Raw genomic sequence first — 23,733 nt, forward strand, 5'->3', positions numbered from 1 at the left:
TTATGAACAGACTATTACTTCTAGTATTTATTCTTAACCTTACCAACCTACAAGCACAGAATATTGGTGTTGAAGAAGATGCTTTTGCACATACCTATTCTATAGTAGCGAGAGACACCATTACCGGTGAGATGGCTGTAGGCGTACAAAGTCACTGGTTTTCGGTTGGCTCTATAGTTTCGTGGGGGAAGGCAGGTGTTGGAGTGGTTGCTACGCAGTCTTTTGTAAACCCTGCTTACGGACCAGAAGGACTGGAATTGATGGCTAACGGAGTTTCTGCAGAAAGAGCCCTCACCCAACTGGTGGAAAAAGATGAAGGCCGAGCTTTTCGCCAGGTCGCATTCTTAGACGCCAACGGTAATGTTTCGGGATACACCGGAGAAAAATGTGTGGAAGCTGCTGAAGACCTGCAGGGAAAGAATTTTTCAGTTCAGGCGAATATGATGCTGAACGATAAAGTGGTGCCCGCCATGGCTGAGGCTTTCGTAAGATATTCTGATTATCCCCTGGCAGAGAGGGTTGTGGAAGCCTTAAAGGCGGCCCAGGAAGCAGGTGGGGATATCCGTGGGAAACAATCTGCCGCACTGGTGGTAGTAGGACCGGAAAGAACTGATAATAGCTGGGAAGATAAGAAGATAGATCTGCGAGTAGACGATCATAAAACACCTATTAAGGAATTAGAGCGTCTTTTAAAAGTTCATCGCGCATATGAACATATGAACCAGGGAGATCTTGCTGTAGAGGCAGGAAATATGGAAAAGGCACTAAAAGAATATGGAGCTGCTGAAAAGATGTTCCCTGAAAATCTCGAAATGAAATTCTGGAAAGCAGTGGCCCTCGCCAATTCCGGAAGCATTGAGGAAGCTAAGCCTATTTTCAAAAGCATTTTTGAAGAAGATAAGAACTGGAAAGAAATGATAACCAGGTTACCGCCTTCAGGAATTCTCACGATCTCCGAGGAAGAACTTAAAGAAATTATAGAATAAATTAAATATATTTATACATCTAAAAAATTAGTTATGAAAAACATACACAGACTTCCACTTATATTCACTTGCCTTCTTTCAGTTCTGATTTTCTCCTGTAAAGACGAGGAAAAAACTACCGAAAAAGAAGAAGCAGTAACCGAAACCTCTTCTGCTGAAGAGATGAAGGAAAAAATGACCAAAACTGCAGAATTAAAATATAATCCCGCACATGGAGAGGAAGGGCATCGTTGTGACCTACCGGTTGGAGCGCCTCTGGAAAAGGCAAATGCCGCAGCTACCCCGCAACTGAACACTTCGCCGGTTAGACTGCAAAGCGCCACCCCAAAGATCAATCCGCCTCATGGAGAGCCTGGGCATGATTGCAGCGTAGCTGTGGGAGCAGAACTTAACTAAACTATCTTAATTTCTACATCGAAATCAAATAGAAATTATTTTGCTTTTGTTGCGACCTAAAATGTATGAAAGCCACCAATACTAATTTCTATTCAGATCTTATTGTACATGATCTTTCCATTAGTTCTCTAATTGGAAATAAAGCGCATTTTGCAAAAGTCCCAAATGACTGGCATGTGCTGGTCGCCGATATTCGTAATTCTACGCAGGCGGTAAATAATGGAAATCATAATCAAGTGAACCTGGTCGCGACCGGTTGTGTAATTGCTGTTTTAAACCTGGCCGAGGCCCATAAAATTGCCGTCCCCTTCTTTTTTGGAGGTGATGGGGCCACTTTCCTGATCCCGAACGAGATCAGGGAGAAAGCGCTCTCGGTGCTTGAAAAACATAATAACAACACTAAAAATAATTTTGGGTTCAGCCTGGCTGTAGGCAGTTTTAGCGTTGCCGAGATCTACAGGGAGCACATCGATCTTAGGATAGCCCGGGTTAAGGCCAATGAAGTGCTGAACATCCCAGTGGTGCTGGGAAACGGACTGCAATATGCTGAAGACAGGATCAAAAATTCACAATACCCATTAGAAACATATACAGAAGATGCCCCGTTAAACCTTACCGGGATGGAATGCAAATGGGATAAGATAAAACCACCAAATGAAGATCAGGAGGTGGTTAGTTTGATCATTTCAGGTTGTGAAGAATCAGATTTTTCTAGGATCTACTCCAAGATCATGGCTAAGATTGATGAAATTTACGGCTCTGTGGGTCGCAGAAAACCGATTTCAGTAAAAAGACTGAAAATAAAGGCCGGACTTCAACGTATCAAAGATGAAATGATAACAAAACTGGGTAGATGGAGCCTGCCTGCTTTTCTGAAAAGTTTTATGATCGCGAATTTTGGTGAGTTATACCTTCGGAATACCGATGCCGGTATAAGCTATCTTCAAAAATTAGTTGAACTTTCAGATAATCTAACCCTGGACGGGCGCATTAATACGGTCATTACCGGGAATCGTTCCCAGCGCAAAAAACTGATCGCTTATCTTGACAAGTTGGAAAAACTGAAATTCATTAAATATGGAGTTCATGTAAGCGAAGAAAGCATTATGTCCTGCTACGTCAAAGATATGAGCACAGACCAGCATATTCATTTTATTGATGGTGGTAATGGCGGATATACCAAAGCGGCCAATCAGTTAAAATTAAAATTTCAGGATTAACCGCTTTTTGGTTTTTTAATCTTCCAGCATTCCTGCCCTCTCTGCATCCCTTGGCTCTGGCCAGGTCATTTGCTCACCAGTTCTTTTACTCACCGGTAGAACGATCTTATCCCTGGAAGTAGTGTTTTCGTCTTCACTGGCCATATATGTAAGAACAGCCGTTAGAATGACATTATTTTTAACATCATCAAAAACGATCTTATCATAAGTATCCCGGTTGGTATGCCAGGTATAATTCCAGTAATCCCAGCTTAGAGAACTCAGGTTAAAAGCAGGCGCACCAGCTGCAACAAAAGAAGCATAGTCTGATCCTCCCCTTCCCGGTGTCCCCGGAAACTCAGTTTCAATATGTTCACTAACATTCTCTGGCACCTCGTATAACCAGCTTCCTAGATAATCGTAGGAGTTCAAAAATCCATTTCCGGAGATTTTTACAACTCTACCTGTTCCATTATCCTGGTTGAATACCGCCTGCACATTATTCACAATTTCAGGATTGTCCTTTACAAAAGCTCTGGACCCATTTAATCCCTGTTCTTCGCTACCCCAATGCCCAACAAGAATAGTCCTTTTAGGATTAGGATATAATTTTTTCAGGATTCGCATGGTCTCCATCATTACCAAAGTACCCGTTCCATTATCTGTGGCTCCTGTCGCGCCATCCCAGCTGTCAAAATGTGCTGAAAGGATCACATACTCCTCTGGCTTTTCAGCTCCTTTGATCTCAGCGATAGTATTAAAGGTTGGAACTTCTCCCAGCTCAGACGATTCTGCTACCACTTTGATTTCCGGTTTATCTCCATATTTTGCCATCCTGTATAGCATTCCATAATCTTCAAGAGAAACATCTATAGTAGGAACATCTTCTGTATAAGCTGAAAACACCTTATTAACCCCAAAGCCTTTCGACCAGTAAGAACTTAAAATCCCTTCAGCACCTGCATCTTCCAGTGCTTTTGGCAGTTCTCTTCGGGAAAGTCCGGTTTTTCTCAACCTTTCCTTCCACAATTTTTCAAGAGAATCACGTTCGGTTTTCATCTTCTCGAAAGACTCTTCTGTAGCCCACTCCTCCCAGTTATCGTCTGGTCTTCCAGTAGGTTGTGGCATAGAGATCATAACAAATTTCCCTTTTACCGATTTCAGTTTTTCAGCAAAATCCAGCGAATCTTTAGCCTCAGGAAGAATAATAACCTCAGCGGTCACCCCTTTTTTCCCGGTAGACGGGCTCCAGGCAAGTTGTCTTCCCGCCAGACTCTGAATTCGTGGCGAAACCATATCTATATGGGTAATACCTCTTTCCCAGCCTTTCCATTTTCCCCATTCTTCATTTCTGGCTGGTATATCCCAGCTGTCATACTTCTTTACAGCCCAGTCATGAGCATTCTTCATCTGCGGAGTCCCAACCAGGCGAGGGCCAACAACATCCAGCAGTTCATGAGCGAGGTGCTCTAATTGTGAATTATCTTCTGCTTCTTTCACGATCTTATCGATCATTTCCTGTTTGGATTGAGCAGAAATTACCGCTGTAGATAAAAAGAAAAGTATGAAAACTGAAAGTATTCTATTTGCCATAAGTATAAGTTTTTGGTGATCTAAAAAAGGTTACAATATCGTGCAATTTTGGTAATACATAAAATAAGACCGCAACTAGCCGATATAGTTTAAAATACGAGCTAAAATTAATTATCTTGGCAATCCTTAAATCGAAAATTTTAAATAGATCATGCCCAGATTTCTAAATGCCCTAATATTCTTGCTAATCTCTACTGCGATTACATCTGGTCAGACCTCAGATCTTAGTGTAGAAAAAATAATGCAGGATACAGACTGGATGGGAACCTTTCCCAGTTCAGTTAAATGGGGAATTCACAGCGAAAACATTTATTTTGATTATAATCCCGGTAAGAATCCTTCTGATTCCCTCTATCGCATAAACATAAAAAACCCGGGGAAGATCCTGAGCGTTTCGGCAGCTGAAAAAAGTGAAATTATCCCTACTACTGGGGATTTCAATAGATCACGTTCTAAAACGATATTTACCGAAAATGGTGATCTTTTTATTTATGATCTTAAGGCTAAGGAAAAAAGGGAGTTACTCGACCTGTCTATTTCTATCCAGGATCCTAAGTTTATGGCAGATGATAAAAGAATCTCTTTCCAGGCCCAAAGAAATGCGTTTATCTACGACCTAGAAAATGGAAGTATAAAGCAGATCACTCATTTTAAAAAGGGATCTGAAAAAAAGAAAAACGACCAGGAAAGTTCAGATAAGGAAGAGTGGCTGGAAAGCGAAAACCTGAATCTACTGGAAGTAGTGAACCAACGCAAAGAAGAAAAAGAAAGTTCTGATGCCTATCTCAAATCTACGAAGGAAGAAGATTTTGTATTCTATCTGCAGGGAAAAGAGCTAAGGAATCTTGAAGTTTCACCAAATGGTAATTTTGCCGGTTTCAGCCTGATAGAAAGAAAAAGCGGAAAGGAAACCGTGGTTCCGAATTATGTAGATGAAAGCGGTTATACTGTAGATCTTCCAGCCAGAAGTAAGGTAGGTGATATGGAGTATACGGCAGAGCTGGCGCTATATGATCTAAAAAAGGATACGGTTTACATGATCGACTTTTCAGGACTTCCTGGAATTAAGGACCTGCCAGACTACACAACCGACTACCCGGATAACGAATGGGAAAAAGAGGAAAGGGAAATTATTCCATCAAAAATATACTTCTCAGATAACGGTGAGAAAGCAGTGGTTAACTTAAGGTCAACAGACAATAAGGACCGCTGGATCGCGGCAATAGACCTTCAAAAAGGAGAAATAAGATCTATCGAAAGACAAAGGGATGAGGCCTGGCTGGCTGGCCCCGGCATAGGATACACCTATTATGGAAATGCAACCATGGGCTGGTTGCCAGATAATAATCACATCTATTTTCAAAGTGAGGAAACGGGATACTCTCATCTGTATGTTCTGAATGTTGAAACCGGCGAAAAGAAAGATCTTACTCCTGGAGATTTTGAGGTTTTTGATCCTATTATCTCAAACGACAATAAACACTGGTTTTTCACCTCTTCTGAAGTTCACCCGGGAGAAAGGCATTTCTACCGGATGCCGCTAATGGGGGGTAAGACTGAAAAGCTGACCAGCATGACCGGTAAGAATGAGGTTAGTCTTTCTCCAGATGAAAAATATATGGCCATCACCTATTCTTATATGAATAAACCTGAAGAGCTATACCTGAAAAAGACAAAGGTTGGAGCTAAACCTCAGCAATTAACCAACGGTCAATCTGAGGTATTTTCAGCCTATGACTGGCGCGAACCAGAACTTATACGATTTGAAGCCCGGGACGGGGCGATGGTGCCGGCTAGATTATATGTTCCTGACGAAAACGTAAAGAACGATGCAGCGGTTGTATTTGTTCATGGAGCCGGATATTTACAAAACGCTCATAAATGGTGGTCCAGTTACTTTAGAGAATACATGTTCCACAACTTGCTTACCGACCTTGGGTATACGGTGATCGATATAGATTATCGCGGAAGCGCAGGTTACGGAAGAGACTGGAGAACCGGTATCTATCGTCATATGGGAGGTAAGGATCTTACAGACCAGGTTGACGGTGTGAAATATCTAATTGAGAACCATAATATCGATCCGGAGAAAGTGGGTATCTATGGAGGCAGTTACGGCGGATTCATTACCCTTATGGCGATGTTCACAGAAGCCGAAACCTTCGAGGCTGGCGCTGCCCTGAGATCTGTAACAGATTGGGCACATTATAACCATGGATATACTTCAAATATTCTAAATGAACCATCGAAAGATCCAATCGCCTATCGCAGATCTTCCCCTATCTATTTTGCTGAAGGCCTGGAAGGAGATCTTTTGATCGCCCACGGAATGGTAGATACCAATGTACATTTCCAGGATGTGGTAAGACTGGCACAAAGACTTATAGAACTAGGTAAAGAAGATTGGGAAATGGCCGTATTTCCAGTAGAAGGACATGGCTTTGTAGAACCAAGCAGTTGGACCGACGAATACCGCAGGATCCTAGAATTGTTTAACGAAAATTTACTGGAAGAATGATGGATATTAATTATGTAAGGGAACAATTCCCGGCCCTGGATAGGGATTTTATATTTATGGATAATGCCGGAGGATCCCAGGTTCTAAAAAAGGTAATTGAACGTATTAGTGGTTACCTAGTTCATCATAATGTACAATTAGGGGCTTCTTATAAAGTATCGGCAGAAGCAGGTGAGAAATTAAAGTTCGCAACCTCAAGAATTGCAGAGCTGGTAAACGCTTCCAGGGACGAAGAAATAGTTATAGGCTCTTCCACCACCATGCTTCAAAGGATCTTAAGTATTACCATAAGCAAACAATGGAAAAAGGGAGACGAAGTGATCGTGACCGATACAGATCATGAAGCAAATGTCTCGCCCTGGATGGACCTTAAAGAAAAGGGAATTGAAGTAAAGATCTGGAAAGTAAACAGGGAAACCCTGGAACTTGAGATCTCAGATCTTAATAAATTACTTAACGAAAGAACAAAACTGGTAGCGGTTACTCACACTTCTAATGTGCTGGGAACTATAAATCCTATCAAAGAAATCGCTAAAGTGGTTCATGAAGCCGGCGCCCTCATTTCTGTAGACGGCGTGGCCTACGCACCACATAGAAAAGTAGATGTAAAAGAGCTGGATGCAGATTTTTATACATTTAGCTGGTACAAAACATATGGTCCTCACCTGGCAGTAATGTACGGGAAGTATGAAGAGTTGGAAAAACTGGAAAGCATTAACCATTATTTCATTGGTAAAGACAATGTCCCCTATAAACTACAACCGGGAAATTTCAATTTCGAGCTAACCTATAGCACGCTTGGGATCATGGAATATTATGATGAAATGTTCAGACATCATTTTGGATCTGAAAAGGCCGGTTTTCAGGAAAGACTTACCAAAACTTTTGAGCTTATTGCTTCTCACGAAGAAAAGCTCGCTTCTATTTTATTAGATTACCTGAAAAGCGTTCCTGAGATTAGGATCTTTGGGATTCCTGATGCCGATTCGTCAAAAAGGGTGCCCACCATTTCTTTTGTGCATCAAAACTATAAAAGCAATGAGATCGTGGAAAAAGTGGACAATCACAGGATCGGGATTCGATTTGGAGATTTCTATGCAAAGAAATTAATACAGACTCTGGATCTTGAAGAAAAGAATGGCGTGGTTAGAGTGAGCCTGGTGCATTATAACTCTACCCAAGAGGTTAAAAAATTAGTCAATATTTTTAAAGAGATTTTTTAGACTAACGGTATCGCCAAAAAACGCGATTAAATGGAACTTTGATACCCATATAAATAGCAGTTCTGCGAACCTGGTCTTTTACCACTTCAAATAATTCAGCCTGGGCTCCAAGTTCAAAAGTGATCTTATTTCGTATCCTGTAGGAGGTCGTTAATTTAACGGGCATGGTGATCACCCGAACATCAGCTTCCTTTACGCTGGAACCATAATCTGGCGATTCCTGGATAAAGGAGGCTCCAATTCCGCCTCCAAAATACCAGTTCTCGATCTGCCTGAAAGGATCAAAGTTCACATATGGCATAAAGGTTAACGAGTTATAGTAATTATCATTATCCAATTCAGTAGAAGTAGTCTTTTGGTAAAATAGCTCTGCTCCCAGCCCCATTTTCGGCCTGAAATAATAAATAAAATAGACGCCTGCGCCAAAATTTGGTTCGAAACCTGACATTGAGAATCTTTCACCATCCCCATTACCAAATACATCATCTGCCACATACAAGGAGGTATGCTCATAATTGAGCATAGGGCCTATCTCATAATCTCTGTAACGCTGACTGTAACTGTGGATCGAAAAAAGAATGACCAGGATGAAAACTGATTTTTTAATCATAGATCATTTTCCTTTCGGTTAAAATGCTAAAGCTTATTTGCCTCGAAATTAAATAATAAGCCTGAATCTGTCAAGTTTAAATTAACAGGTTCAGGCTTTTAATTATTTACAGCTTTTTTAGGTCCTTTCCTTCAGAATCTTCTACTTCTTTAATGCTAATGGCAAATCCACCACCTGGAGCAGACAATTGAGAAAGTTTCGATCTATTATCTACCCTGTATTTTTTGATCTCGTAGGCTTGCGGATTCATTCTGTAGTGCGCAGCAGGCGCATCTGAGTAGATGGTGGCAATATACTTTTTACCCTTGTCTAGAAAATCGAAATCTATCCTTGAGGTTCTGGCATCATTACCATTTACATTACCCACAAACCAGTTGCTGCTTCCTTTTTCTTTTCTGGCTACAGTGATATAGTCTCCGGGCTCTGCTTCCAGGTAAATACTCTTATCCCAATCTAAAGCCACATCTTTAATGAACTGAAATGCATCTGGAAATTTCATATAATTTTCCGGAAGGTCGGCCGCCATTTGCAACGGACTGTACATCGTTACATACAATGCCAATTGATTGGCTATGGTACTATTTACTTTAGAATCATTTTCAGGATTCAATTTACTTATATCCATTTCGAAAATTCCTGGAGTATAATCCATTGGACCTCCAATTAATCTGGTAAAAGGAAGAATGGTCACATGATTAGGTTTTGATCCGCCAAATGCCTGAAACTCTGTTCCTCGTGCAGATTCATTCCCTATAAGGTTGGGATAAGTCCTTCTCAAACCAGTAGGCCTTACCGCCTCGTGTGCATTTACCATTATTTTATAATCTGCAGCTTTTTTCACGGCGTATAAATAATGATTGATGGCCCATTGGCCGTAGTGATGTTCTCCTCTAGGAATAATATCGCCAACATAACCACTTTTCACAGCAGGATAATCATATTTATTCATGAATTGATAAGCCGTATCCAGGTGACGTTCATAATTTCTAATCGCTCCGGAAGTTTCATGATGCATGATCATTTTAACCCCTTTACTTTTAGCATAATTATGAATTTCTTCCACATCAAAATCTGGATATGGAGTTACAAAATCAAATACGTAATCCTTAGATTGTCCAAACCAGTCTTCCCAGCCTTCATTCCAACCTTCAACCAGAACTGCATCAAAACCATGCTCTGCAGCGAAATCTATATATTCCTTTACATGTTCGGTATTTGCAGCATGCTTGCCGTTAGGTTCAGTTTTGGAATAATCGGTTTCTCCCAATTTTACAGAAGCAAGTTCATCTGTATAGGCCCATGAACTTTTACCGGTGATCATCTCCCACCAAACTCCGATATATTTAACTGGTTTTATCCAAGAAGTATCCTCCAGTTTATTTGGTTCATTTAAATTTAGGTTCATACTGGAAGCAAGTATATCTGTCGCATCATCACTTACCATAATCGTTCTCCATGGAGAAACTGCAGGCGTTTGCAAATAGCCTTTATTACCGATGGCATCTGGTGTAAGCCATGATTCAAAGATCATATTATCTTCATCCAGATTCAAATTCATCAACGAATACTCTACTAATGCAGCTTCATGAAGGTTGATATAAATATCATCCTCAGTCTTCATCATCAAGGATGTTTGTACACCCGTTTTCGAAAATTGTTCCTGGGAAGCGTTCGGGGTTACCGCAGCATCAAATTTTTCATTGATCTCTGATAGCCTGGATTCGGTATAATCATATTCCTGAGAATCATAATCTCCAGGGATCCAGAATGCAGTATGGTCACCGGTCATGGCAAATTGGGTTCGCTCCTCCTCAATTATAAAATAAGTCAGGTTTTCCTGCTCTGGGAATTCATACCTAAAACCAAGCCCTTCATTAAAAAGCCTGAAATTCATAGTTAGTTCTCTATCTGTATTGTCCTGTACTAAATGGACCTTCAATTGGTTATAATGATTCCTTATTTCTTTTTGCTCTCCCCAAACCGGTTCCCATGTTTGATCGAAGGTAGATTCTTCGGTTTCAGAAATACTAAAACCTGATAAAAGATCTTCTTCATCCTTTAATTCCAAACCTAGTTTACTAGGTTTTATCACTTCCTTGCCTTTATAAGTTAAACTATATACAGGTGTACCGTCCTCCTTTATTGAAAATTGCATTTCCAGCTCTCCATTTGGAGATTCAAGACTTTGAGCAATAGCAACCTGAATGGTGATAAGACAAAAGAGAGAAAATAGTAGAGTTTTTTTCATGTTCGTTTTCTTTAAAAAAGAATGGCCGGTAAATTCCCAGCCGGGTTATTCTAATAAAATTAATTTTTTTAGCCTATCGCTTGTTTAAGATCTGCAATCAGGTCTTCCTCATCTTCCACTCCAACACTAAGCCTGATTAAGGAATCTACGACTCCTATCTTTTCCCTTTCAGCTTTTGGGATAGAAGCATGCGTCATACTTGCTGGATGCCCGGCAAGGGATTCTACTCCCCCAAGGGACTCGGCCAGGGTGAAAACTTTAAGTTTTTCAACTATCCTGGTTGCACTCTCCAGGGTATTTTCTTTAGTGGTAAATGAGATCATCCCTCCAAACCCCGTCATTTGTTTTTTCGCGATTTCATGGTTTGGATGATCTTCAAATCCCGGCCAGTAAACTTTATCGATCTTTGGGTTCGATCTAAGAAACCTGGCCACGGCTTCCCCATTCTCACAATGACGCTGCATTCTAAGATGTAATGTCTTTATACCTCGTAAAACCAGGAAACTGTCCTGTGGCCCACAAATAGCGCCACTTGCATTTTGTATGAAATACAGTTTATCTGCAAGTTCTTTTTCTTTAACCACGAGACCTCCCATAACTACATCGCTATGCCCCCCCAGGTACTTGGTAGCACTATGCATGATGATATCTGCACCAAGCTCCAGAGGTTGTTGCAGGTATGGTGTCGCAAAAGTATTATCAACCGCTAACAGAAGGTTATGCTTTTTGGCAATTTTAGAAACCTCGGCAATATCAATGATATTCATCATTGGGTTGGTTGGCGTCTCCACCCAGATTAGTTTAGTGTTCTCGTTTACATACTTCTCGATAAGATCTGCGTCTTCCATCCCAACAAAATGAAATTTTATTCCAAGGCCTTCAAAGATTTTCGTAAACAGCCTGTAAGAACCACCATAAAGATCGTTCGTGGAAATGATCTCGTCTCCGGGTTTAAATAGTTTTAAAACCGCATCTATCGCGGCAAGTCCCGAACCAAAAGCAAGTCCGAAATTTCCATTTTCCAGGCTGGCCAGTGATCTTTCTAACATAGACCTGGTTGGATTTGCACTTCGAGAATATTCAAAACCTTTATGACCACCGGGGGTGCTCTGAGAGTAGGTACTTGTTTGATAAATAGGAGGCATCACCGAATTGTAAGCAGGATCTATATTCTCCTGTCCGCCATGTATAGTTTTAGTATTGAATTTCATTGTTCTTTTATAATAACAGTGTTTCGATTTTGAAGTATAAAGACTCTTAAATCAGCAGTCATAACTGATTTCAGCTTCAGGAAAATCGAAAAACAAATGTAGTGAGCCTGTTGGGCAATCACAAAATTGCCTTTACCTTTATCGCTTTATTTAACACCTATTCACCGTGAAAAGATTTTTTACCGCCTGTTTACTGGTTTTTCTATTTGTTTCTTGTGCCGATGATAAAAAAGAAGAGGAAAAAGATGAGATAAAAGCTCTCTCATTTTCGTCAAAAACCATCGAAAAGAAACTAAATGATTGCCTGCCGGAAAATGGAGATTGCACCTTTATCAGCCTGAGTTTCCCGGTAGCAGAAAATGGCAAGGGGGAGGCCGAAAAGATTAATAAACAGATCGAGAATTTTATCGTAAAAACAGTCGATTTTCAGGATGAAGATAGTGTAGAAAAACCTGAGGAACTGGTAGAGAGCTTTATCAAAGACTATAAAGAAACTGCAAGTGATTTCCCCGAATATGAATTACCCTGGGAAGCGACTGTTAACGGAAAAGTGAATTACAGCTCTCCGTCCGTAATATCCATAAAATTCAATACCGATATGTTTACCGGGGGCGCTCACGGTTACAGAAGCACCAACTATTTGAATTTTGATCCGGAAACCGGGAAAATATTGAACGCGGAAGATATCTTCAATTCAGAATTCAAAGGGTTTGCAGAAGAAGATTTCAGAAAAAAACAGGATATCCCACTAGAAGAAAATATCAACAGTACCGGGATGTTTTTTGAGAACGATGAATTCCATTTACCCAAAAACATTGGGATTACAGAAAACAGTATTATCCTGCATTATAATGCCTATGATATCGCGCCATATTCAGCAGGGGATTTTATTCTGAAATATCCACGAACCGAAATTCAGCAGTTTTTAAAACTGAAAAAATAAAGAGCAGATCCATTAAAATATAGCCTTATAGACATGAAAAAAATATATCACCTTTCCACCTGCGACACCTGCAAAAGGATCATTAAAGAACTGGAGTTACCAGATTCATTTGTACTTCAGGATATTAAAACCGAAAATATCACAGAGGCGCAACTTAAGGAGATGAAAGAAATGTCTGGTAGTTATGAATCTCTTTTCAGTAAAAGAGCAAGGCTGTATAAGGAGAGAGATCTTAAGAATAAAGATCTAGAAGAAGAAGATTTCAAGAACCTGATCCTTGAACATTATACTTTTTTGAAAAGACCGGTGATCATTAACGACGACCAGATCTTTGTTGGGAATTCAAAGAAATCTGTTGCCGCTGCGAAAGAAGCTATACATGGATAAAAGCCGTCTTCTGGCTATTCTTGCCGCCTTCCTTGCCAGTGCTATCTACGGGGTTAACCATACGATAGCCAAAGGACTCATGCCTTTATACATTGAACCTTTCGGGTTTATTTTGTTGAGGGTTACCGGTGCGGCTATCCTTTTCTGGATCATCAGCATTTTTGCACCAAAAGAGAAGATCGCGACTTCAGACTGGCCACGAATCCTTGGATGTGCGGTATTTGGGATGGTACTTAACATGCTTTTCTTTTTCAAAGGTCTAAGCCTTTCCACACCAATAAATAGTTCGGTGATTATCACCCTTTCCCCGGTAATGGTTTTGATTCTTGCTTCAATTCTCATTAAGGAGCGTATCACCTTACTTAAAACTCTTGGTATTATCGTGGGAATGGGCGGAGCTCTCGTTCTGGTTATCTTTAGCAAGGGTGAAAACTTCAATGCTCCAAATATTCCTTTAGGCAACGTCCTTTTTATTGTGAACGCCTTTTCGTATGGATTATACCTCATCCTGGTAAAACCGCTCACCAAAAAATATCACGCGATCACCCTGATGAAGTGGCTCTTCTTTATTGCCATTTTTATTAACCTGCCGGTGACCTATTCTGAATTTGTAGCCGTGGACTGGACTAACTTACCCTTTGAAGCCACCTGGAAAATGGGATTCGTGGTGCTGGGAACCACCTTCATGACCTATTTACTGAATATTTATGCACTTAAACAGCTATCCCCTTCTACCATAAGCGCCTTTATTTATTTACAACCCCTTATCGCAATTAGCTTTGCGATATCGGTAGGTGCAGATAAACTTACCTGGGTAAAAGGTATCGCCGCCGCTCTGGTTTTTATAGGGGTTTATATGGTAAGCGTTAAAAAAACGAAGATCAAAGATTGAGATTGTCACTATTCGAAACTAAAAAAATCATCCCAGTCGTCACTCCAGATATCAAATAAGATCCAATATAAAATGCCAATAGAAATGGCTACAACTCCAGCGGTCGCCCAGCCAGACGCTGAGGAATTTTTAATTTGAAAATATTCGTAATTCTCAGGGTTTATTGAATAAGCTGAAAAGCCAATCAATCCAAGTTCAGCCTCCTCCTGGTTCTTAAATTTATTGCTATAAAAAATAGAATTTTTAGCTAGAACATATAGACTAGAATCTTTTTCGATCAACTTATAAAATGGATATTTCTTTCCATTTTTGTCCACCATCCTGAATTTTTTCTGTGACTGAACCACTTCTTCAGGAGTATAATTCTGATGATAATAAACCGTACAACTTTGAAAGGTCATTACGGCAACCAGAAAGGCTATGATAATTTCGAGATTACTTTTCATTCCTGATCATTTTAAATAAAAAGATCAGGGGCAAAATCTAATAAATTTAATTATAAAATACTGAATTTCAGTGTTTTATATATTTTTATTTAATATTGGTGTTTGGTAATTATTTGTTAGCCTGAAACTGCTGTTTAATTATCAGTCTGTTTCGCACAAAATATTTAAAATTTGAGACCTGTCTATATGATTCTTAATTCCAGTTTTTGCCATGAAATACTCTATGATTTCAGCATCCTTTAGATCATAAATTTCCTTAAGTCCTTTTATGATCGTAGACAAATATGCCTCACTCGGTGGGTTTATTCCGTCTTCCAGATAGATCTCACTGGTAAAGGTCACCACTGGTTTCCCTTCAATCTCTCCCAGATAAAGTAAATGCCCATACCTTCCCTGAGTCATGCAATCGTAATGACCATTATCGATGAGTTCCCGGAAATCGATAACAATCTCACCTTCGAACTTGAGCTCCTGCCTCACCAGATCTTTGAACTGGCTGGAATTTATAAGGTAGGTTCGTCCCAATGTTTCCACCTTTTCATCCCGTTCTGGCCTCAAGAAACAAATTCCACCGCCATTCCAGGTTTCTGCTTCCTTGGCAAAATACATTTCGTAATTTATGATTAATGGCTTACTCCCCTTGGGTTTGGTCTTATCTGAACACCCCTGAAAATTCTTAACGGCTCCTGGCGGTGTCCCGCCATTTATATAGCACATGAACCGTTCTTCTCTAATATTAGAACCATAACAGGCATACCATATTTGATCAATGCCATCTTCCATAAAAACTATAGGTCTTTTAATTCCTCTGTAGTTAGGTTTTGAGGTTTTTTCCCAAACCTACGTGTATCCTCTTTTGTGAGAGTTCTAAAATCTTCAGATTTTGGAGTATGATCTAATCTATCGAAAAGCTCCTCTGGCAATTGAGTTAATTTTCTTGTTTCCAGGTTTATCCAGGAACCCATCATTTCACAGGTAGCACAATTCTTTCCGTTATGGTCATATATTCTGTGCGTAAATTCGAAGAACATACCATCTTCAGATAGTCCGCTCAATTCAAGTGTTACCGTAACAGGTTCTCCTGCAAATATTTCCTTGAAATAATAGATGTGTTCGTAAAAAACAATGGGGCCGAGGTTAAAATGAGACAGTTGTTTATGTCCAAATCCATTTTCCATCAGAAAACTCATACGAGTATGACTCATAAAATTTACAAATGCCGAATTCGCCAAATGCCTGTTGGCGTCCAGATCACTCCATCTTATTTCGAACTTTTTGCTATACATAATCTTCAATTTATTCAAAACTACCAATAAATATTATGCGTGCATACCTTATTTTACCTAAGTTTATATTAAAATTGGAAAAGGATGCCGGTGATCTCAGAGAATTATATTCCGCCAGGAATTTTTAAAAGCGGTGATGCTTCCACGATCTACGCTGCCACTTTAAGAAAAGTAGAGATTCCAATCTTTGAAAGGGAAAGGATCGAACTAAGTGACGGTGATTTTTTAGATATAGATTGGAGCTATCCGGCGAACCGGAATTCTAAAAATCTGGTCATTCTACTACATGGTCTTGCCGGAAAAGCAGACAGGCCTTACATGAAAGGTATGGCCAGGGCTTTCAATTTAAAGAACTGGACCGCCGTGGGCATGAACTTTCGAGGTTGTAGTGATGAATTGAACCGTCTCTACAAAAGTTATCACGCGGGCGCGAGTGACGACCTTGCAGAATTAATGACCCATATATTATCGCTGAAAGAATATAATAAAATAGCTCTTATAGGTTTTAGTCTGGGTGGCAATATGCTCATGAAATACCTGGGCGAGAACCGCAGCCTTCCAGATGAAGTCATTGGAGCGGTAGGAGTATCTGTTCCATGTGATCTATCAGGTTCTCTGGGTGCCATTAACCGAATGAGAAACTTTGTGTATTCAAAAAGATTCGAGTTAAACCTAAAACAGCACTTGTATGAAAGAGCCGAAAAATTCCCTGACCATCTGAATAAAAAGGATATTTCGGCATGTAGCTCTTTAAGAGATATAGACGACCTGTATACTTCCAGGGCTCATGGTTACAAGAATGCTGCTGATTATTACAAAAAGACCAGCGCCCTTGTTTATTTAAAGGGTATTAGAAAGCCTACCTTAATGATCAATGCCGAAAACGACAGTTTCCTTTCTCAGAAATGTTACCCTATAGAGATCGCAGAAAATTCTGAATTTCTTCATCTGGAAATTCCAAAATATGGTGGGCATGTTGGTTTTGTTACCAGAGCTCCACTCTACTATCATGAAAAAAGAGCTGTAGAATTCATTGAATCACTATAATTAATTCTGTTTTCTAAGCGTCGATCAATTACTCATTCAATTGGAGATGCTATAGAATTGATTATCTTTGCGCAAGCTTTTAAAATTCAGGCATGATTCAATCTATGACAGGCTTCGGGAAAAGCGTTACTCAAATTCCCAACAAGAAAATCACTGTAGAGCTAAAGTCTCTGAACAGTAAGAATTTTGACCTGAATGCTCGCATTCCGTCTCAGTACAGGGAAAAGGAATTAGATCTTCGGAATATCATCTCAAATTCTTTAGGTCGCGGCAAGGTAGATCTTTCCATCTATGTTGAATATACCGGGGAGCAAACATCTACCAATGTGAATACCGAGGTAGTAAAGAACTATATGGATCAACTGAAAAATATAGTAGATGCCAGTGAGGTAGAATTGCTGAAGATGGCTGTGAAAATGCCAGATGCACTAAAAACCGAAAGGGATGAGATAGACGATGAAGAATTCAAAGCTATTGAAGGTGCTGTTATGGATGCGTTAACCGAAATCAATGGTTTTAGAACCGATGAGGGTAATGCGCTGGAAAAAGATCTTAGCATGAGAATTGCGAACATCAAGAACCTTCTAGATGACGTGATCAAAATAGATCCAGACAGGGTTGATGCCGTGAGAGAAAGACTTAGAAAAGGCATCGATGAGATCAAAGAACAGGTAGACGAGAACAGATTTGAGCAAGAGCTTGTTTATTATATTGAGAAATTTGATATCACCGAAGAAAAGGTAAGACTTGACAACCACCTGGATTACTTTCAGAAGACTCTAGATTCCAAAGATTCCAACGGAAGGAAACTAGCTTTTATCTCCCAGGAAATTGGACGTGAGATCAACACGATAGGAAGTAAATCTAATTATGCTCCCATGCAGCAGATGGTGGTGCAAATGAAGGATGAGCTGGAGAAAATTAAGGAACAAATTCTAAATGTACTCTAAATGAGCGAAGGGAAACTTATCGTTTTTTCTGCTCCTTCCGGGTCCGGGAAAACCACGATAGTACGTCACTTATTAAAGCATGAAGAATTGAAACTGGATTTTTCCATTTCGGCGACTTCACGCGAACCAAGAGGAAATGAGGTAGATGGGAAAGATTATTACTTTCTGTCTTTAAGCGATTTCAAGCAAAAGATCAAAAATGATGAATTCCTGGAATGGGAAGAAGTTTACCGTGATAATTTCTACGGAACATTGAAAAGCGAAGTAGAGCGTATCTGGAACAAAGGCAAACACGTTATTTTTGATATTGATGTTGTTGGAGGCCTGGATATTAAACATATTTATCCAGATAGAACGCTAGCCGTCTTTGTAAAGCCACCTAGTATCGAGGAATTAAAGATCCGCCTTAAGAAAAGGAAAACCGAAAGTGACGATAAAATTAATATGCGTGTAGCAAAGGCATCCATTGAGTTGGCTACCGCGCCTCAGTTCGACTTCATTATAGAGAACAATCATTTGGGTACGGCCTTGAAGGAAGCATATAGCCTTGTATCTAATTATGTTGGAGCTGAAAAACCAAAGGAATGAATAGAAAGGTAGGTTTGTTCTTTGGAACTTTTAACCCAATACATACCGGCCACCTGATCATTGCCAATCACATGGCTGAATACTCAGACCTGGAAGAGGTTTGGTTAGTGGTCACTCCGCACAATCCTCACAAGAAGAAAAACACTCTCCTTGATAATCACCATAGACTGGAAATGGTGTACAGGGCTTGTGAAAGCTATGATAAATTAAAACCGAGCAATATTGAATTTGGTTTACCGCAACCAAACTATACTGTACACACCCTGGCTCATCTTCAGGAAAAATTCCCTACGAACGATTTTTGTTTAATAATGGGAGAAGATAACCTGCGGAACTTCCACAAATGGAAGAATTCTGATGTAATCCTGGAGAATCATGAAATCTATGTCTATCCAAGGATCGCTAAGGGTGAAATTGCAGACAGGTATAAGGAACATCCAAAAATAAACAGGATAGATGCACCCATCGTGGAGATATCGTCTACTTTTATTAGAAAATCTATAAAGGATCTGAAGAATGTAAGGCCTTTACTAGCAGAAAAGGTGTGGGAGTATATGGATCAAATGAACTTTTATAAATAAGTAAAAGACTGTTTAAAAATCTATTTTGAATCTTCTTTTTAGCTGATTGAACCTACTTTTTTCATTGTGGAACTACAAGCTTTAGAACGTCGACTGCTCTCAGTGTAACATTCTCAAAATTCTCAAACAGTCTTTTGTTATTTTATCTTTTATCGCCTAGTGGCGGAATTCTAAGTACCTGCCCAGGATAGATCTTATCTGGATCCTGCAACATTGGTTTATTCGCTTCGAAGATCAACGGATACTGATTCGCATCTCCGTAATGTTCTTTTGATATTTTACTGAGAGTATCACCTCTTTCAACCGTATGAAAAACAGCTTCAGGTTCGGTATTTTGAACATCCATCTTATCATCAACCTGAGCAATACCTTCAGAGTTTCCTACTACCAGGATTATCTTTTCTCTAGTAGCCTGGTCCAGGGCCTTCCCTGATATCACTGCCATATCATTTTCAATATGTATTTTTAAATTTTCAGCTTTAAGGTTCAGATCTTTAATAGTTTGCTCGAGTTTACTTGCTGCCTTCTCATTTTGCTTAAGATCATCCTTAACTCCAACCTCCTTAGAATCAGAATTATCGATCCCAAAAACTTTCTTTCCGGCTTCCTTAATAAATGAAAATATTCCCATATTGTTGATTTGTAGTTAGTTACTAAATGTACAAAAGTGAAACTATTTTCTAGTGGTGAGCAGTCCTAAAGTTTTCCAAAAAAACCCAAATCAAAATCAAAAAAACCGCCTCTCGCGAAACGGTTTTTTCAACTAAATAACCAACCAAAAAAACTAAGTAGGTCTCCCCTGAAAAGATCTGAAGGAGACCAATTCTATAACGGGACAGTTTCTATTAGATTGCATGGATCTACCGCTCATAATGTTAAAGTTCCAATATTAATTCATTGACAAATTCTCAACAAATCGACCTAAATAAAGCGAAAACCTTTATATCCCTGTAAATTTGATTATTTTTGAAAAAGAGAATGGAATTATATGGATAAAGCTCCTAGTTTTGGTGTTATTGGTGGTGGTAGTTGGGCCACGGCTATAGTAAAAATGTTGTGTGAAAACCTTGATGAGGTGAACTGGTATATGCGTAGTGTTTATGCACTGGAGCATATCAAAAAACAGGATCACAACCCTAATTATCTGAGTTCGGTAGAATTCGACAATAATCAGCTTAATCTTAGCAATGACATTAATGAAGTTGTAGAAGCTTCAGAATATATAATTTTTGCCATTCCCTCTGCATTTTTAAAGCGCGAGCTAGATAATTTGACGATTCCGCTAAAAGACAAAGTAGTTTTTTCTGCTATAAAAGGAATAGTTCCCGAAACAAGTTTGATCGTTGGAGAACATTTCAATGAATACTTTGACGTACCTATGGAAAATATAGGGATCCTAACCGGACCCTGTCACGCAGAAGAGGTTGCTCTGGAAAGACTATCATATTTAACCGTCGCCTGCCAGGATGAAAAAAAGGCTGAGATCGTTGCTGGTTATTTGGGCAGTGATTATATCACCTGTAAAATAAGCGATGATGTAATTGGAACGGAATACGCTGCGGTTTTAAAGAATATTTATGCTATTGCTGCGGGAATCGCCCACGGGCTTGGTTATGGAGATAATTTCCAAAGCGTACTTATGAGCAATGCCATTCGGGAAATGAAGAAATTCATTAAGAAAGTACATAAGATGAAAAGGAATATCAATGACTCCGCATACCTCGGAGACCTTCTGGTTACGGGATATTCTGTATTTAGTCGTAACCGTATGTTTGGGAATATGATTGGTAAGGGATATACGGTGAAAAGTGCTCAAATGGAAATGAGTATGATCGCTGAGGGCTACTATGCTACGGAAAGCGCTTACAAAATAAATAAAGAAAAAGGCGCAAAAACTCCTATAATCAATGCCGTCTATGCTATACTTTATGAAGGAAAGAATCCTAAGAAAGTATTCAATAAACTGGTTGACAAATTAGATTAGCTATAAGTTTTTTCCTACTTTTTTAGCCTATAACAACCTGATAATAAACTTTTCGGCGATTTTTTTGTTAAAGTTATGGATTTTAATATTACATTTACTTTATCAAATCTAATGAACCAATCTTATGAAAACTAACTATTTAGGCCTGGCCTTAATTGCCGCTTTGGGTTTCACTTCCTGTCAATCTGATGTTTCTTCAGAAAATCCTGAAGAAGTGCTGGAAATTCAGAATTCTGAAAAAGAAAAACCTCATGATGCAAACAAATTGCATATTCCACTTATTGTTGGGGGAGATTCTGAGATCGATGGTTACCGACTGCACGATGCCGGAACTTTTGCCGGTTCACTGGCAGATTGTGACACTTATGTTCACTATCATGGGCCTGAAGAACTAACAGTTTTTGAGGACGAACCGCAATCCTATCACGGAGAGATCGAACTTACCAGTCTTGCTTTAAATGACCAGCTTAACATTTGTGGTACATTTAAGGTAGAAGAAAATATCGGTATTAACTATGCCGGAGTTCTTAACCTTGGTGGAGACGCCTGGATTGGTGGAGATGTAACCGTGATCTACGGTGGTCATTTAACTGTACAGGGAAAAATAACCATAGAAGGTGACCTGGTATTAAAGAAAGGTGCAACTTTGGAATTCCTTGGAGAGGATGACTCTATCGAAGTTCTTGGAAAAGTTAAGATCGCTAAGAAAGCGATAATTAACGGTGACTTCACTGATGTTTCCAATAAAATAAAATAATTCTACTTACATAAATAGAGAAAAAAGGCTGGTCAATGACCGGCCTTTTTTATTGGAAAGAATTTTCCTATACGTCTTTTCTTACACTTTATCGAATAGTCCTGCCGTTTAAAGAGTTTATAGTTATTATCCCGGCCTAATTACTATTTTTAGCCGTCCAAATACCAAATCTAAAATATTTATGTTTAAAAGATTACTTGCATTAAGCCTGTTTTCGGCATTAATTTTCACATCTTGTGAGAAAGACAGTCCTGCCCCAGATAATCCTGCACAGGATTTCAAAATCTCCAGAGACGCTTCTGAATTGCAAGGAGCTATCAATTTCAATGAGACCGGAGTTATTGGTGTAGCAAATATAAATATCACCAGAGGTGCAGAAGCAGCCTCGGTTTTCGGGATAGAACAGATCGCCTTCGTGGAGCCACCAATTGTTGATGGAACTACCTTACGTGCAACTCATGTAGACGTAAAAGGAAATTTTGCCTATGTGTCCTACAATAAAGAAGGTGCTACTTACCTTGGTGCTGTAGATGTAATAAACATCCAGGACAAGTACAGCCCGGTGTTAGTAAACAGAATGACTACTTCAATTGCTGATATAAACTCTCTGTTTGTAGACGCTAATGATCAACTAGTAATAACTGGGGCTTCTGCAAAAAACAATCGGGGCACTGGACAACATACTATGTTGGCCTATTTTAACCTTGAAAATGGTAACCTCCCTTCTACTTTAGTAAGAGAAGCAACAGATATTAGAGTAGATGTTAATTACAACCTTGATTTTGGTAATACCGGTAATGCAGGGGTGCATATTCTGCCTTACAATGGTTATGCAATTTCAGTAAGTGGAGATGCTGGGGCGATCACTAAATTAGAATATCCTGGAGCCTTAACCGCTTTTGATGGTCTTTATACTGACGAGCTTGGAGATCTTAGATATGCTGCTCTAAATAATAATACTCTGGCTGTGCTCAGCGGAGTTGACGGACTTCTGAATTTTACAGTAAACGAAGAATTCGTTCTTAATTCCAAAATTGCCACTGCTCCATTAACGGCAGAATCTAAAAGAACCATCGCCTGGTATGGTGATAATATTTTGGTTTCTGAAGGATCGCAGGGTGCAGGAATTTACAATTTCGAAGCTGGAGCAAAAATTGCCAGCCTTCCATTAAGACTACATCCTGATGCTTCAGAAATTAATCCTGAAGATAAAGTGACCAACGCAGTATCTACAGATGGTAACTTTATTTATATGGCAAACGGCGGAGCCGGTCTGGATATCATTAAACTAGGTGAAAGCTTAAATCCTGTGGCCGAAGGTATCGCCGAGATACAGGGAAGCGCGAATTTTGTACAGGCAAAAGGAGAATATATTTATGTAGCCTCAGGAACCGGCTTAAAGATCCTGAAGGTTATAGCTCCAATATTAGATAATGAGACAGCTAGCTTCCTTAATTGTTCAGAATATGACCTCTATACCGGTGATAAGAACTTAAATATCCCCTCTGGTGTTGAAGCTTCTTACAGCGGACTAATTAACCTGAAACATCTTAACGTTAATGGTACCCTCAACGTATGTGGTGATCTGCTGATCGAGAAGAGCGCCAATTTAAGCAGTGATTCCGCGCTTAATATGTCTGGAAACTTTAAACTTGGGAATAAGAAATCATCTGAGAATCTTGTGATCAATGCAAAGAGTTCTTTCAGAATAGAAGGAGTAATAGAAATTCACGGAGACCTTATTATTGCTAGTGAAGGAGTATTGGAATTCGTTGGTGAAAATTCAAAGATCTACGTTGCCGGTGATGTGAAGATTAATAGTGGTGGCGAAGTGATAGGAGAATTTGAAGACCTTAATAATAAATTTGATTAGATTCGGTTAATCTAT

At 39.5% G+C, this 23,733-nt stretch carries 23 protein-coding genes; 15 read left to right on the plus strand and 8 right to left on the minus strand.

Annotated features, from left to right (window positions below; genetic code table 11):
* The first annotated feature begins 2 nt into the window (after positions 1 to 2).
* The 3 genes from G3I01_RS04185 (at position 3) to G3I01_RS04195 (ending at position 2,602) form a co-directional block, all read left to right on the plus strand.
* Entirely contained in the window at positions 3 to 986 is a 984-nt protein-coding gene (locus G3I01_RS04185; RefSeq protein WP_219551350.1) for a DUF1028 domain-containing protein, read from the plus strand.
* Positions 987 to 1,019: 33 nt separating this feature from the next.
* Entirely contained in the window at positions 1,020 to 1,382 is a 363-nt protein-coding gene (locus tag G3I01_RS04190; RefSeq protein ID WP_219551352.1) for a hypothetical protein, read from the plus strand.
* Positions 1,383 to 1,447: 65 nt separating this feature from the next.
* Positions 1,448 to 2,602: a DUF3095 family protein gene (locus G3I01_RS04195; RefSeq protein WP_219551355.1), complete on the plus strand. Its 1,155-nt coding sequence runs from the start codon at positions 1,448 to 1,450 to the stop codon at positions 2,600 to 2,602.
* Positions 2,603 to 2,617: 15 nt separating this feature from the next.
* On the opposite strand, the gene G3I01_RS04200 is transcribed toward G3I01_RS04195, so the two are convergent.
* The gene (locus G3I01_RS04200; protein WP_219551357.1) at positions 2,618 to 4,174 is read right to left on the minus strand and encodes a M20/M25/M40 family metallo-hydrolase; all 1,557 of its coding nucleotides are present in this window, start codon (positions 4,172 to 4,174) and stop codon (positions 2,618 to 2,620) included.
* Between the two features lie 151 nt (positions 4,175 to 4,325).
* On the opposite strand from G3I01_RS04200, the gene G3I01_RS04205 reads away from it, so the two are divergent.
* A complete protein-coding gene (locus G3I01_RS04205) occupies positions 4,326 to 6,692 on the plus strand; it encodes a prolyl oligopeptidase family serine peptidase (RefSeq protein ID WP_219551359.1) in 2,367 nt (788 codons plus the stop codon).
* Positions 6,689 to 7,915 carry a cysteine desulfurase-like protein gene (locus tag G3I01_RS04210; RefSeq protein WP_219551361.1) on the plus strand — a complete coding sequence of 409 codons (1,227 nt, stop codon included), beginning with the start codon at positions 6,689 to 6,691 and terminating at the stop codon, positions 7,913 to 7,915. Before G3I01_RS04205 ends, G3I01_RS04210 begins: the two co-directional genes overlap by 4 nt.
* 1 nt (position 7,916) lies before the next feature.
* Here G3I01_RS04210 and G3I01_RS04215 read toward each other — a convergent pair whose 3' ends face one another.
* From G3I01_RS04215 to G3I01_RS04225, 3 genes are all read right to left on the minus strand, one after another.
* On the minus strand, positions 7,917 to 8,525 hold the full coding sequence (locus tag G3I01_RS04215) for a hypothetical protein (protein WP_219551362.1): 609 nt from the start codon (positions 8,523 to 8,525) through the stop codon (positions 7,917 to 7,919).
* A gap of 106 nt (positions 8,526 to 8,631) precedes the next feature.
* Positions 8,632 to 10,773: a glycoside hydrolase family 97 protein gene (locus G3I01_RS04220; protein WP_219551364.1), complete on the minus strand. Its 2,142-nt coding sequence runs from the start codon at positions 10,771 to 10,773 to the stop codon at positions 8,632 to 8,634.
* A gap of 68 nt (positions 10,774 to 10,841) precedes the next feature.
* Positions 10,842 to 11,984, minus strand: coding sequence for a cystathionine gamma-synthase (locus tag G3I01_RS04225; RefSeq protein WP_219551366.1), 1,143 nt, complete (start codon positions 11,982 to 11,984; stop codon positions 10,842 to 10,844).
* 166 nt (positions 11,985 to 12,150) lie between these two features.
* Between G3I01_RS04225 and G3I01_RS04230 the strand changes: the two genes are divergently transcribed.
* Genes G3I01_RS04230 through G3I01_RS04240 form a run of 3 tightly spaced genes read left to right on the plus strand, consistent with a single transcriptional unit; the run spans position 12,151 to position 14,206 of the window.
* A complete protein-coding gene (locus tag G3I01_RS04230; protein WP_219551368.1) occupies positions 12,151 to 12,927 on the plus strand; it encodes a DUF3298 and DUF4163 domain-containing protein in 777 nt (258 codons plus the stop codon).
* Between the two features lie 33 nt (positions 12,928 to 12,960).
* Complete coding sequence (locus G3I01_RS04235) at positions 12,961 to 13,314, plus strand: ArsC/Spx/MgsR family protein (protein WP_219551370.1); 354 nt, start codon at positions 12,961 to 12,963, stop codon at positions 13,312 to 13,314.
* Positions 13,307 to 14,206, plus strand: a complete 900-nt coding sequence (locus G3I01_RS04240; RefSeq protein ID WP_219551372.1) for a DMT family transporter — start codon at positions 13,307 to 13,309, stop codon at positions 14,204 to 14,206. Before G3I01_RS04235 ends, G3I01_RS04240 begins: the two co-directional genes overlap by 8 nt.
* 8 nt (positions 14,207 to 14,214) lie before the next feature.
* On the opposite strand, the gene G3I01_RS04245 is transcribed toward G3I01_RS04240, so the two are convergent.
* From G3I01_RS04245 to G3I01_RS04255, 3 genes are all read right to left on the minus strand, one after another.
* A complete protein-coding gene (locus G3I01_RS04245; protein ID WP_219551374.1) occupies positions 14,215 to 14,652 on the minus strand; it encodes a hypothetical protein in 438 nt (145 codons plus the stop codon).
* Between the two features lie 141 nt (positions 14,653 to 14,793).
* Positions 14,794 to 15,435, minus strand: coding sequence for a hypothetical protein (locus G3I01_RS04250; RefSeq protein ID WP_219551376.1), 642 nt, complete (start codon positions 15,433 to 15,435; stop codon positions 14,794 to 14,796).
* Positions 15,436 to 15,440: 5 nt separating this feature from the next.
* Entirely contained in the window at positions 15,441 to 15,938 is a 498-nt protein-coding gene (locus tag G3I01_RS04255) for a thioesterase family protein (RefSeq protein WP_219551377.1), read from the minus strand.
* Between the two features lie 84 nt (positions 15,939 to 16,022).
* On the opposite strand from G3I01_RS04255, the gene G3I01_RS04260 reads away from it, so the two are divergent.
* The 4 genes from G3I01_RS04260 to nadD all read left to right on the plus strand — a co-directional run bounded on the left by G3I01_RS04260 (position 16,023) and on the right by nadD (position 19,104).
* On the plus strand, positions 16,023 to 16,985 hold the full coding sequence (locus tag G3I01_RS04260; RefSeq protein ID WP_219551379.1) for an alpha/beta fold hydrolase: 963 nt from the start codon (positions 16,023 to 16,025) through the stop codon (positions 16,983 to 16,985).
* Between the two features lie 92 nt (positions 16,986 to 17,077).
* Positions 17,078 to 17,935, plus strand: coding sequence for a YicC/YloC family endoribonuclease (locus tag G3I01_RS04265; protein WP_219551381.1), 858 nt, complete (start codon positions 17,078 to 17,080; stop codon positions 17,933 to 17,935).
* The gene (gene gmk / locus G3I01_RS04270; protein WP_219551383.1) at positions 17,936 to 18,523 is read left to right on the plus strand and encodes a guanylate kinase; all 588 of its coding nucleotides are present in this window, start codon (positions 17,936 to 17,938) and stop codon (positions 18,521 to 18,523) included.
* The gene (gene nadD, locus G3I01_RS04275; RefSeq protein ID WP_219551385.1) at positions 18,520 to 19,104 is read left to right on the plus strand and encodes a nicotinate (nicotinamide) nucleotide adenylyltransferase; all 585 of its coding nucleotides are present in this window, start codon (positions 18,520 to 18,522) and stop codon (positions 19,102 to 19,104) included. Before gmk ends, nadD begins: the two co-directional genes overlap by 4 nt.
* Positions 19,105 to 19,246: 142 nt before the next feature.
* On the opposite strand, the gene lysM is transcribed toward nadD, so the two are convergent.
* On the minus strand, positions 19,247 to 19,735 hold the full coding sequence (lysM, locus tag G3I01_RS04280; protein ID WP_219551387.1) for a peptidoglycan-binding protein LysM: 489 nt from the start codon (positions 19,733 to 19,735) through the stop codon (positions 19,247 to 19,249).
* Between the two features lie 357 nt (positions 19,736 to 20,092).
* On the opposite strand from lysM, the gene G3I01_RS04285 reads away from it, so the two are divergent.
* From G3I01_RS04285 to G3I01_RS04295, 3 genes are all read left to right on the plus strand, one after another.
* The gene (locus G3I01_RS04285; protein ID WP_219551389.1) at positions 20,093 to 21,088 is read left to right on the plus strand and encodes an NAD(P)H-dependent glycerol-3-phosphate dehydrogenase; all 996 of its coding nucleotides are present in this window, start codon (positions 20,093 to 20,095) and stop codon (positions 21,086 to 21,088) included.
* Between the two features lie 124 nt (positions 21,089 to 21,212).
* Positions 21,213 to 21,845, plus strand: coding sequence for a hypothetical protein (locus G3I01_RS04290; protein WP_219551391.1), 633 nt, complete (start codon positions 21,213 to 21,215; stop codon positions 21,843 to 21,845).
* 181 nt (positions 21,846 to 22,026) lie between these two features.
* On the plus strand, positions 22,027 to 23,718 hold the full coding sequence (locus tag G3I01_RS04295) for a hypothetical protein (protein ID WP_219551393.1): 1,692 nt from the start codon (positions 22,027 to 22,029) through the stop codon (positions 23,716 to 23,718).
* Positions 23,719 to 23,733: the final 15 nt, after the last annotated feature.

Origin of the sequence: Gramella sp. MT6 (assembly GCF_019357415.1) — a bacterium.
GTDB lineage: Bacteria > Bacteroidota > Bacteroidia > Flavobacteriales > Flavobacteriaceae > Christiangramia.